The sequence below is a fragment of the Alicyclobacillus hesperidum genome, from assembly GCF_900107035.1.
Taxonomy (GTDB): Bacteria; Bacillota; Bacilli; order Alicyclobacillales; family Alicyclobacillaceae; genus Alicyclobacillus; species Alicyclobacillus hesperidum.
Genome location: NZ_FNOJ01000021.1, coordinates 1 through 12,839, shown reverse-complemented (window position 1 = coordinate 12,839; position 12,839 = coordinate 1). Strand labels below are relative to the sequence as shown.

Annotated in this window: 7 protein-coding genes; all 7 read left to right on the top strand. The window is 52.1% G+C overall.

What is annotated here, in order from left to right; translation table 11 throughout:
* Window positions 1–316: 316 nt before the first annotated feature.
* Window positions 317–2,899: a glycosyl hydrolase family 28 protein gene (locus tag BLU70_RS12580; protein WP_074693679.1), complete on the top strand. Its 2,583-nt coding sequence runs from the start codon at window positions 317–319 to the stop codon at window positions 2,897–2,899.
* Window positions 2,900–3,070: 171 nt separating this feature from the next.
* Complete coding sequence (locus BLU70_RS12575) at window positions 3,071–3,445, top strand: Na-translocating system protein MpsC family protein (protein ID WP_176780909.1); 375 nt, start codon at window positions 3,071–3,073, stop codon at window positions 3,443–3,445.
* A 247-nt stretch (window positions 3,446–3,692) separates the two neighbouring features.
* A complete protein-coding gene (locus BLU70_RS12570) occupies window positions 3,693–5,222 on the top strand; it encodes an NADH dehydrogenase subunit 5 (RefSeq protein WP_074693678.1) in 1,530 nt (509 codons plus the stop codon).
* A complete protein-coding gene (locus BLU70_RS12565) occupies window positions 5,219–7,852 on the top strand; it encodes a DUF2309 domain-containing protein (RefSeq protein WP_074693677.1) in 2,634 nt (877 codons plus the stop codon). The genes BLU70_RS12570 and BLU70_RS12565 overlap by 4 nt, the downstream gene beginning before the upstream one ends.
* Before the next feature lie 234 nt (window positions 7,853–8,086).
* Entirely contained in the window at window positions 8,087–11,527 is a 3,441-nt protein-coding gene (gene cas9 / locus BLU70_RS12560) for a type II CRISPR RNA-guided endonuclease Cas9 (protein WP_176780908.1), read from the top strand.
* A gap of 18 nt (window positions 11,528–11,545) precedes the next feature.
* Window positions 11,546–12,451 (top strand): type II CRISPR-associated endonuclease Cas1, encoded by a 906-nt coding sequence (gene cas1, locus BLU70_RS12555; protein ID WP_244885213.1) that lies wholly within the window; start codon window positions 11,546–11,548, stop codon window positions 12,449–12,451.
* The gene (cas2, locus tag BLU70_RS12550) at window positions 12,375–12,764 is read left to right on the top strand and encodes a CRISPR-associated endonuclease Cas2 (RefSeq protein ID WP_338082090.1); all 390 of its coding nucleotides are present in this window, start codon (window positions 12,375–12,377) and stop codon (window positions 12,762–12,764) included. The genes cas1 and cas2 overlap by 77 nt, the downstream gene beginning before the upstream one ends.
* Window positions 12,765–12,839 lie beyond the last annotated feature (75 nt).

Here is a 12,839-nt window from a genome sequence, read left to right as displayed (position 1 = left end):
TTGCTTGCTTGGAGAGTAGAAGTTGTTGGTGAACTGAATGTACTTTATCTGTCTTCTATTCGGCTTTCATGGACGAGGTTTCATTAAGCATGGCATGAGGAACTACATGAACGATATCGCCCCAAAACTTTAACAGGATAATTCACATATCATATCAAGCCCTGGGTGACGTATATATGATGCTGGGCAACGACAATATGCTGGGTCCTGGTGTAAGGGTGATGTGAAAACGCTAACATTACGGGGGATACAACCGTGAGTAGCGATTGCTTCTAACATATTGCGACGCAGACGTCCATGAATGGGGGAGTTGGATGTGAAACGGTTGCAGCGCAAGCACATGCGGGTTTTGGGGGCGCTTATGAGCGCATCTGTGGTGATGGGTCTGGCACCAGCCATGGTTTTGGCGGATACTCCATCAAAGCTCGTCAGTGCTCCCGTTGGATTGCAGTCTTATGCGGTCACATCGTCACTCGTCGACCTGATCTGGCAGCCTGAGTACAATGCCGGAGTTACCTATGCAGTGTACGAAAATGGATCGCGAATCGGACGCGTAGCTGATTCGAACTTTACCGTCTCAGATTTGCAACCGAACCACACCTATTCGTTTCAGGTTGCAACAATCACTGGATCAGGTGATGTTTCGAAGCCAAGTGCCGCCATTGTCGTGAAAACACTCGCGCAAGGCAAGATGGTGAATGTCAAACAGTTTGGCGCGATTGGCGACGGCAAGTCGGATGACACACGTGCCCTGCAACGCGCCATTGACGCGGTCCCAAAAGGCGGCACTCTTTACGTGCCAGCCGGAACGTATTACACCGCACCACTGCAATTAAAGAGCGATATGACACTCTACCTAGCCAAGGGTGCAACACTATTGGGTAGCAGTAATATCGATGCCTATAAACCGATATGGAGCCGCTGGGAAGGCACTGAGATGTATCGCTATATGAGCCTGATTACTGGTGACAACGTTCGAAACGTGACCATCACAGGTGAAGGCGTGATCGACGGCAATGGTGAGACACCGATTCACGATAACGCTGGCAACACGTATGGAAACTGGTGGTCAAAACAATATAAAGAGCCACTTTCCGATCCGGCGGTGTCACTTGTTCAATCGCCCAACTACAGTCAAGGACTGCCCTATGCGCGGCCGAGCCTCATCGAATTTCTTCACTCTCAGAACATCCTAATCCAAGGCGTCACAGTGCAAAATTCACCATCCTGGACGATTCACCCCGTTTATTGCGATCACGTGACCTTGGCGGATGTGCATATCGTGAATCCGCCCACATCGGATAATACGGATGGCGTTGATCCTGATTCCGTCAACGGCATGCAAATTATCGATGACACGTTCAGCGTAGGCGATGACGACATTGCCATTAAATCGGGCAAGGATGCAGAGGGGCGCAGAATCGGAATCCCAAGCCAAAATATCGTCGTTCGCAATTGTCATATGTTAAATGGGCATGGTGTCTCCATTGGCAGCGAGATGTCAGGTGGTGTGCAAAATGTCCTCGTTGAAAACTGTGACTTCGATGGCACCAATGCGGGGCTTCGTATCAAAACGCTGCGAGGACGGGGCGGAATTGTGCAGAATATCACATTCGATCACGTTAGCATGAGCAACATCCAGGCGCAGGCGTTCATCATCGATGAAAACTACGCGTCGAATGGATCGGCTTTACCGCCTGGTCCGGTGACCGATGCTACCCCGGCGATACGGAATTTAAATTTCGACAATATCACGGTAAACGGTGCAAAGCAGGCGATGTATTTCAGCGGACTTGCGGAATTGCCGATACAAAACATTGCCTTTCATAACGTTGCCATTAACGGAGCTGGAAGTGGTATTCAGGCTGAGAACGTGGAAGGCGTCAAGATGGACAACGTATCCATCAATGGCGTGCCGATGTTTGATGGCGTGAATACCATACAGGATCTCACATTCCAAGGCATCTTGCCGAGTGCCGCGACCTTTTTAACGGGTACACAGCCCATCGCGCTCCCTGGAAACCTTGTCACCAATGTTGGGGGAACCATCTCGGCTTCGTTTGCATCGTCGGCAGATACAGGCGTGAATATGCCCATTGTCACTGGCGAAGGTACAAATGGCAACGGCGTGGGCGTGTTCTTCAATGCCGATCATCGCGTGGAGTTTCAAATGCACGCAGGTTCACAATCGGTTGACTTGGTCAGCCCGCAGGCGTATCACGACGGGCTTTGGCACCAGGTCACGGCCACGTGGGACAATGCAGGGGATGCCAATCTGTACATCGACGGCTCACTGGTTGCATCAACCACGGTCGCACCGGCGACGACGGTCGATGGCGATCCGACGGTTGCTTCACCACAGGTCAATCCAGTGGCCATTGCGAGCAGCATGACGGTGGGCGGAACAACTGATGCTAGCTTCATGGGCCAGATCAAGGACGTAACCATCATGAATTACCCTGAATCTCCGTTGTCGATTTCTGGATATCACATCACGAATGTGAGCGGCGGTGGTGTTGTTAGCCCTGAGGGTCTACAGGTTGACGCGCAGCAGTATAACAATCGGCCGTATACATTTACGTGGGTGCCACCCTATTTGATTGGCGATCCGTTTCTGCAAACCACGGCTGGCTCCAGATCAGGACTGTCATTTGACTTACATCAAGATGCCACAGTCTATGTGGCTTACGACGCTACGGCGAAGAAGCCCACTTGGCTGAAACCTTTCGTCGACACCGGTGAAACGTTGAGCAATGACGTGGGGGAGACCTACGAAATTTATGCAAAGGATTTTGCTGCAGGCGAAGTTTCGCTCGGACCCGTAGTCGATCCGAAGCACACCGCTATGTATACGGTGTTCGTCGGCCAAGGTTTGCCGACAACCTATCAGTTTCGTTAAACGATTGGGCGACGTTCTGTTCCCTGAATTGGCGGATCGAACGGAACATATAAAGTGCAAGATGGATGCTTCATCGCGTACACTTGCCCGAGGAGGCCATTTGTTGCTACAATGACTCTTGACCTGTAGCGAGGCCGTGCGGCGTTCGCGGCCGAAGGAGAGAACGCAGCAGTGGCAAAGCTGAAGGGCTGCATGGAATCTGAACTTAGCAACGCTCTCACAAAATGGGAGAAGGACTACCTCGGGCGTGGGTCTGTGTCGGTCAAAACAGATATTTTGCGTGACATGATTATCGTGTCTTTGCGTGGCATTCTTTCAACGGCAGAGTATGCTTTGTGCGAGACGCGCGATGGCATGCTTTCCATCAAACGCACCCGCACCAGTTTGGTCGAGTCGGGGATAGATGAGTTGAAAGATCTTGTCCGCCGCATTACAGGTGAAGAGGTGACGAGCTTTTTCACCGATTTGAGTACGCGCACAGGCGAACGTATCATGGTATTTCGGTTATCTGAGGATTTGGAAAAGAAGTTAGTCACAACAGATTGACCATTTTTACACATATACCTGGACACACTCGGAGGCTGGATCGCGCTGACGAAAGTCGGTGGCGGACGGCAGTCGAAACTGTCAAGGGCGCATGGGAGTTCGACACCACGGATGGTGGTGCCTGAAAAACCGGCGTGACTCTGTACAGCCAGCATCGGCGCAAGTTGATGTCTGTGACTGTATGGGGCACGCCGGTTTTTGTGTTTTGTGCTGGGGGAAGCCGATATCGTCGAGAGAGGAGACAACAATGTTCATTCATGACATGCAGCAATGGATGTTGCCCATTTGGTTGGGTACGTGGGTGATCGCGGGTTCGACAGGACTCATGACAGCGTGCATGGACAAAAAAATTGGCTTCGTTCGCTGGCATGTGGCTGCACTTCTACTGCCTGTGTTGGCAGCAGTGGCTGGTCTGCTGCTGCGGGCGATTGGCATCACCATGGGACCATGGCGAACGGACGGAACGGGGTGGCTGATGGGGCTTTACATCGCGCTGCTCGGCATGGTGATTCAACGCTTTGCCATTCGCTATTTACAAGGTGATCGCCACTACGGACGTTACTTCGGTTGGCTGACCTGGACGACTGGCGCGGCAAGCATCGTATGGATGAGTCGCACGTTGTGGATGGAAGTGGCGTCTTGGGCCGCCATGGATGCCGGGTTGGTAGCTCTCATTGCCCTTGCTTGGGAAAGTGCCCCTGTGCGCGCTGTGACCAAAGTTACCATCAGCCGCTTGGCCATCAGCGCGATGGCGATGGCCATAGCCTGTTTGTGGTATGGCCTGGCCGCACACAGCGGGGACATCGCGATCGCGCTGGCGCACGTGAACCGCTTGCCGCCCATTGTCCGCATGGGCGTGGCGTTGTTGCTTGTTTTGGCGGCGATCGTGCAAGCTGGCGGTTGGCCGTTCGGTCGCTGGTTGCTTGAATCTGCTGTGACACCGACACCGGTGTCCGCCATCATGCACGCCGGGGTGGTGAATGCCGGCGGACTATTGCTCGCACGCTGGGCGCCTTTGCTGAGTGCAAGCGGGCCGTGGCCCCATGGCGTACTGCTCGTCCTTGCCTGGCTGAGCGTAGGCCTAGGATCAGGCATCCTCCTGGTTCACGTCGATTACAAGCGGCAATTGATCGCATCAACCATGGCGCAAATGGGACTTATGCTTATGCAATGTGCCATCGGGGCTTACGATGCTGCGATGATCCACTTGATTCTTCACGGTTTGTTCAAGGCCACTTTATTTCTCCGATCCGGCGATGCATTACCCCGCCCGGAGCAAGCGTTGGCCGGACCGCGAAGCACAAAGCCTTCATCTGCACTGTGGCCCGCGATATTCGGAGCGATGTTTGCCCTCGTCTACTTTGCGGTGGATCCGCATGCGTGGGTGCGTGCGCTGAGTGCGCTGATGCTTGGAGCCGGGGTGTCATTGGTTGCGAGGCAAGCGCGATGGACGCAGGAGGGACGCTTGCTGGGACTGGCGACGGTGCTCATTGCTGCAGTCATCAGTGAGGGTTTGCGTGCCTGGCTTGCCCACACCGTTCGCCACCTAGCCCCCGGCATCCAAGCGTACGCCGTAACGATGGTCTGGCCGATTGCCGCGGTTGCTTTGTTGGCGATGCTCGGGCTGGTTGGTGTTTTGATTACGGCGAGGCCAGATGCCGGCATCGTGACCCGTATCTATCTTTGGCTTGTGCATCTTGGTGAACCGAGACCCATTGCCATGGAGACACACCCGCATCATCTGCATCGCTTTGAACAGGAGGCGGCCTTACGGTGAGACCTAATCATGCAGTCAAGCAAGACGCCATCTTGACGCAGGACAGCAATTGCGTGATCGACTGGGTTCGGCAAGCCATGGATGTCACCGCTCCACAATGGCCATTGTCGGTCTTTGTCGCGCGCCATCCGTGGCCACATTTGGAGCGCTTGGCGTTCGCCGATGCGTTGACACTGCTCGCGGACATTCAGGATGTACATCTGTTTCCTTCGCTTTCTGTGATTCGATCCGCTGTCGACCATGGCGATATTGCGTTGCATAGATTGGAACAGCGGCTTTGCGCCTGGGTGGATGAGCATGTGGCGGCATCGCTTCAGTCGCGACTCCAGCCTGTTTTTCGCGCACTCATGTGGGAAGACGAACGCGAGTCCGATGTGCCTGAGTACGTGTGGGCGTTAGCCAACGAGGTGGTGGCAGGGGGAGAAGCGCCACTACATTCGTATCGAGTGAGCCTGCGTGGCGACACCAACGAATACACGCGCGCACGTCTCGCTCAGCAAACCATCAAATGGTGCAAGTTGTATTTGGATGCTGGTCAGGCAGGCTGGGCGTTGCCAGGTAGGCAAGAAGGATTTTACAGGTCCTGGCGCCACTTGATTGTGCGCGATCCGGCTTTAACTCGTGCAGAAAAGCGGCGTCTGGCCGATTGGCCAGGCGATGCAGGCGAAGCCATCGCGCTGGCGCTACAAATGCTGGATGTGCCGGAGCATGAGGCTGTTGGCTATCTACGCGCGCACCTTGCAGCGCTGCCGGGGTGGGTTGGCATGCTGTTTTGGCAAGGACGCGAAGAAGGCCGCGAGATCGACCTTGTTGTGGACTATGTAGCGGTGCGCTTATCGTTAGAATGGGCCTTCTGTGAGTTTCGTGACTGCGAGACGTCCGTGCAAGTGGATGATGGCGTCACAAAACGCGTTGCTTACAGTTTGGCGGCACTGCATCGTCATGGTGGCATGACGCGATCCATTTGGCGCAATTTGCCGTTGAGTGTGCGCAAGGATTTGCTTGTCATCGTGGATCGGTTTCGTCGCGTGGACCGTTGGCAACTCTGGTTGGAAGCTTGGGAGGATACCCAGGCAGAGCGTATTGTAGGGGCGTGTCAGACGCAAATACCAGCCGCAGCAAAGGCTGATGTGGTGGCGCAACTACTGTTTTGCATCGACGTTCGTTCGGAGCCATTTCGCCGAAACCTGGAGACGTTCGGGGCATTTGCGACGTATGGTTGTGCAGGATTCTTTAACCTCCCTATCAAAACGCGCAGTCTCGATGGTTCCTATGCACATCCTTCTTGTCCGGCGATTGTAACGCCAGTCGTTGAAGTCAGAGAGAGACCCATGGACGATTCAGACAGCACGTATCGTCAAAACAGGAACGGCGTGCGTTTTATCGGAGACGTTTTTAAAAAGGTCAAGCAACATGTGTTAGCCTCGTTGGCACTGCCGGAATTGTCCGGCCCATGGCTGGGTTTGTACACGTTTGCTCGTACCCTTGCACCGTCCGCGTCGGGGGGCTTGTTCAAGCGTTGGGCAAGCAAACAGTTTCCGGACAGAACCACTCTGGTCATGGAGCGAGTTCAGGATGGTGATGAAGTAGCGGATATCCCCGTCGGATTGACCGTCACGCAAATGGCCGAGATTGCAGGTGGGCTTTTGCGCAGCATTGGGCTGACGGAGTTTGCGCCACTCGTCGTGGTGTGCGGACACGAAAGTTCCAGCGCCAACAATGCGCACGCGGCCGCTTTGGACTGTGGCGCTTGCGGGGGAGCAGCCGGACGCTGGAATGCTCGAGTGTTTGCGGCCATCTGCAACCGCCGCGATGTACGAAACGTGATGGCAACACGATTTGGCGTATCGATTCCTGAGGATACCGTGTTTGTCGCGGCGGAGCATGTCACCACCACTGATGAATTGGTTTGCATCGAGATGCCAGAGCTAAAGGGCGCAGCGAAGGAGGCGTGGGGACTTCTACAAACTGCCGCTAAGCGAGCGCAATGGATGACGGCGGCAGAGCGCATGCGACTCTTGCCGGGCGTAGAACGCGTCCGGAACCCGGTGCACAGTGCAATTCGGCGTGCGCGCGATTGGAGTGAAGTGCGTCCGGAGTGGGGGCTTGCTGGAAATCGCGCGTTCATCATTGGGAGACGTGCTTTGACGCAAGGGTGGTCGTGGAAAGGCGAGGTGTTTCTGCATAGCTACGATTGGCAATCGGATCGTGATGGCAGTCTTCTTGCTTCGATCATCGCTGGACCTGTGACCGTTGCGCAGTGGATTAATTTGCAGTATTACGCTTCTACCGTTGCCCCGGATGTCTATGGTAGTGGTAGCAAGACGACGCAGACGGTTACCAGTGGCCTTGGCGTTATGCAGGGCAATGGTGGTGATTTGTTGGCAGGCTTGCCGTGGCAATCCGTGGCGAGCGGGGATAGAGCACTTTTTCACGCACCGTTACGTCTATGGGTGGTCATTGAGGCACCGGATACGGCGGTCGAGCAACTTTTGGCGACGGATCGCGCGTTTCATCGCAAAGTGGCGGGGGGATGGTTGCGTTTGGGGAGTATCGATCCGCTGACGGGATGTTGGCGCGATTGGTCGGGTAGGCCGATGTGCGAACATGTAGAAGCGAGGGGGGTGTAGTGGTTTGTGGGGCATGTTGGCGAACCTGCTCGCACGCGGCGAAAGATTCAATGTAATGGAGCGAGTGGAAGTACAAAGAATATGCTTGACTCTTTTCTTGCACTCGTATAATATAGATGGCGAGGGATATCATACCACATCAAGGCTTGCGAGGTTGCTATGATAAGGCAACAGGCCGCAAAGCACTGACCCGCATTCCAATGAATGCGGGTCATCTACTTTTTGGAGGTATATATGGCATATCGACTGGGATTGGATATTGGCATTACATCCGTAGGGTGGGCCGTTGTGGCACTTGAGAAGGATGAAAGCGGATTAAAACCCATTCGCATTCAAGATCTTGGTGTTCGCATTTTTGATAAAGCTGAAGACAGTAAGACGGGGGCATCTTTGGCTCTTCCCCGCCGTGAGGCGCGCAGTGCACGGCGTCGCACGCGCCGTCGTCGCCATCGGCTTTGGCGCGTAAAGCGTTTGTTGGAACAGCACGGGATTCTTTCGATGGAACAAATTGAAGCGCTTTATGCGCAACGAACGTCATCTCCTGATGTGTATGCTCTGCGTGTGGCTGGGCTCGATAGATGTTTCACCGCAGAGGAAATCGCGAGAGTGCTTATTCATATTGCGCATCGTCGCGGTTTTCAGTCAAATAGGAAATCTGAAATCAAAGATTCAGACGCCGGAAAGTTGCTGAAGGCTGTGCAGGAAAATGAAAATTTAATGCAATCGAAGGGATACCGAACGGTTGCGGAAATGCTTGTTTCTGAGGCAACGAAAACCGATGCCGAGGGAAAACTCGTTCATGGTAAGAAACACGGTTATGTATCGAACGTGAGAAACAAGGAAGGCGAGTATCGTCATACGGTTTCGCGGCAAGCCATTGTGGACGAAGTTCGGAAGATTTTCGCAGCCCAACGAGCGCTGGGTAATGATGTGATGAGTGAAGAGTTGGAGGATTCATATCTGAAGATTCTTCGTTCTCAACGTAACTTCGATGATGGGCCAGGTGGAGACAGTCCTTATGGGCATGGTTCTGTCTCGCCTGATGGCGTAAGGCAAAGTATCTATGAACGAATGGTAGGCTCGTGTACGTTCGAGACAGGTGAAAAGCGGGCGCCGCGCAGTTCGTATTCGTTCGAGCGGTTCCAGCTGCTTACCAAGGTCGTGAATCTTCGCATCTATCGACAACAGGAGGATGGAGGAAGATATCCGTGTGAGCTCACACAGAAAGAACGAGCACGCGTGATTGATTGTGCATATGAGCAAACGAAAATTACGTATGGGAAACTGCGGAAGCTGCTCGATTTGAAAGACACGGAAAGCTTCGCGGGACTTACGTATGGCTTGAATCGTAGCCGTAATAAAACGGAGGACACGGTCTTTGTCGAGATGAAGTTTTATCACGAGGTCAGAAAGGCTCTGCAGCGTGCTGGGGTTTTCATTCAAGATTTGTCCATTGAAACGCTTGATCAAATCGGTTGGATCTTGTCTGTGTGGAAAAGCGATGACAACCGCAGAAAGAAGCTTTCGACTCTCGGGTTGTCCGACAATGTAATTGAGGAATTACTACCGTTAAATGGTTCGAAATTTGGACACCTTTCGCTGAAGGCCATTCGAAAAATACTTCCGTTCTTAGAGGATGGCTACAGCTATGATGTAGCCTGCGAGCTGGCTGGGTATCAGTTTCAAGGGAAAACAGAGTACGTAAAACAGAGGCTTCTGCCACCTTTGGGTGAAGGAGAAGTGACCAATCCGGTGGTGCGGCGTGCCCTTTCACAGGCCATCAAAGTTGTGAATGCGGTCATCCGCAAGCATGGTTCGCCCGAATCTATTCACATCGAGCTTGCCCGGGAGCTATCCAAGAATCTGGATGAGCGGCGTAAAATTGAGAAGGCTCAGAAGGAAAACCAAAAAAATAACGAGCAGATCAAGGACGAGATTCGTGAGATTCTTGGAAGTGCGCATGTTACCGGACGAGACATTGTGAAGTACAAGCTATTCAAGCAGCAGCAGGAATTCTGCATGTATTCTGGGGAAAAGTTGGACGTCACACGTCTATTCGAGCCAGGTTACGCCGAAGTGGATCACATCATCCCGTATGGGATTTCATTTGACGATAGCTATGACAACAAGGTTCTTGTCAAGACGGAGCAAAATCGTCAGAAGGGGAACCGAACGCCATTGGAGTATCTGCGAGATAAGCCAGAGCAGAAGGCAAAGTTTATAGCATTGGTAGAAAGTATCCCATTGTCGCAAAAGAAGAAGAACCATTTGTTAATGGACAAGCGTGCGATCGATTTGGAACAAGAAGGATTTCGCGAGAGAAATCTTTCGGACACGCGGTACATCACCAGGGCTCTGATGAATCACATTCAGGCATGGTTGTTATTTGACGAAACGGCTTCCATGCGGTCAAAGCGTGTGGTTTGTGTCAATGGCGCCGTTACGGCATATATGCGAGCGCGGTGGGGATTGACGAAGGATCGGGATGCCGGTGATAAGCACCATGCGGCCGATGCAGTTGTTGTTGCGTGCATCGGGGATTCGCTTATTCAACGCGTCACGAAGTATGACAAATTTAAGCGCAATGCGCTCGCCGATCGCAACCGGTATGTGCAGCAGGTCAGCAAAAGCGAAGGCATCACGCAATATGTGGATAAAGAGACGGGTGAGGTGTTCACGTGGGAATCATTTGACGAACGCAAGTTTCTCCCAAACGAACCTTTGGAGCCCTGGCCATTCTTTCGAGACGAGCTGTTGGCAAGACTCAGCGACGATCCTAGCAAAAATATACGAGCTATTGGCCTCTTAACCTATTCGGAAACCGAGCAAATTGATCCTATCTTTGTCTCGAGAATGCCGACAAGGAAGGTCACGGGCGCGGCTCACAAGGAGACAATTCGTAGCCCGCGTATCGTGAAAGTCGATGATAATAAGGGCACAGAGATTCAGGTCGTGGTTTCAAAGGTGGCTCTTACCGAACTCAAGCTCACAAAGGATGGGGAGATTAAGGATTATTTCCGACCGGAAGATGATCCTAGATTGTACAACACTCTGCGCGAAAGGCTTGTTCAATTTGGCGGCGATGCGAAGGCTGCTTTTAAAGAACCTGTTTACAAGATTTCGAAGGACGGTAGTGTGCGAACACCCGTTAGAAAGGTCAAGATTCAAGAAAAGTTGACGCTGGGTGTTCCCGTTCATGGCGGACGAGGCATCGCAGAGAATGGGGGAATGGTGAGAATTGATGTGTTTGAAAAAGGCGGAAAATATTACTTTGTACCGATTTATGTAGCAGATGTACTGAAGCGGGAACTTCCGAATCGCCTAGCCACTGCGCACAAGCCGTACTCCGAGTGGAGAGTTGTGGATGATAGCTATCAATTTAAATTTAGCTTATATCCAAACGACGCGGTGATGATTAAACCTCGTAAGGAAGTGGATATAACTTATAAGGACAGGAAGGAACCTGTTGGATGCCGGATAATGTACTTTGTGAGTGCAAACATTGCAAGCGCAAGCATTTCTCTGCGTACTCACGACAATTCCGGGGAATTAGAGGGTTTGGGTATACAAGGTCTAGAGGTGTTCGAAAAATACGTGGTTGATCCGTTAGGAGACACGCATCCTGTTTATAAGGAACGGCGCATGCCATTTCGTGTGGAAAGGAAGATGAATTGATTGTCACATCGACATGTGATGGTCACTCGCAGTGCAAAGCTGAGTTGTCGAAATAACCAGCTTGTCGTGCGACAAGAGGACGAATCCTCTGGAGAAATGTGCGAATACACCATTCCTCTGGAGGACATTCGCACTCTCATGCTGGAGGACCGACAGAGTATTATCACGTCGGCCCTCCTGGCCAGATTGGCCGAATTTCGAATTGCAGTGTTTACTTGCGATGAAAAACATTTACCAAACGGCGTACTTCTACCGTACTGTCAGCATTCGCGAGGACCAAAAATCATGCAATCCCAGCTTGAGATGAAGCGGCCACTCGTGAAGCGATTGTGGCAGGCTGTTGTGCGTCGCAAAATCGAGAATCAAGCCGCGTGTTTAACTTTATGTGGGTGCAGTGGTGATGAAGCTCTGTTAGCGCTTGCGGGCCGCGTGGCATCTGGGGATAAGGGATCTATTGAATCCCAAGCCGCACGAATGTACTTTAAGCATCTGTTTGGTAAAGCGTTCAAGCGTAGCTCGGATGACTTCATTAACTCAGCGATGAACTACGGATATGCATTGATTCGTGGACAAGTTGCAAGAAGTTTGTGTGCGTTTGGATTTCAACCATCCATTGGATTACAACATCACAGCGAGCTCAATAATTTTAACCTTGCTGACGACCTCATGGAGCCATATCGGCCTATTGTGGATTATGTTGTGGCGTCCGAGCTCGACGTTGACTCTCCCATACTTTCGAAGCTACATAAGCGGAGATTGATGCAGATTCTCACCCAGATGGTTTGGCTGGAAAACGAGCGATACGACCTGACCGCAAGCATTGAAGCGATGGTCTCCAGCTTTTCAAATGCGATTTCAACCGAAGATCCAAGTGCTTTACAGTTGCCGAGGCTTACGGAGGTTCAGATGGGGGTCTATGAGTAGGATTATGCGCTTGATGGTGCTCTTTGATCTGCCAGTGACTACAAAGGCGGAAAGAAAGGCTGCAACTCAGTTTCGTCAGTTTTTATTGAATGATGGGTATTATATGATGCAGTATTCTTGTTACTGTCGGATCTGCGGCAGTTATGAGATGGCGGAAAAGCATGAAAGGAGGCTTCAAGCGAACTTACCAGATAAAGGATCGATTCGAACGTTACTGGTCACAGAGAAGCAGTTCATGAGGATGAAAATTCTTGTTGGTAACTATGCACCTAATGAACGGAGAATGCAAAGTGAGCAGTTGGTCCTTTTTTAAAAAACGTGACACCGCCGCTTTGAAACGGCTTGGCGATTTGCTTTTTCAAAAATACGTAATCGCCCAACCCCTGAT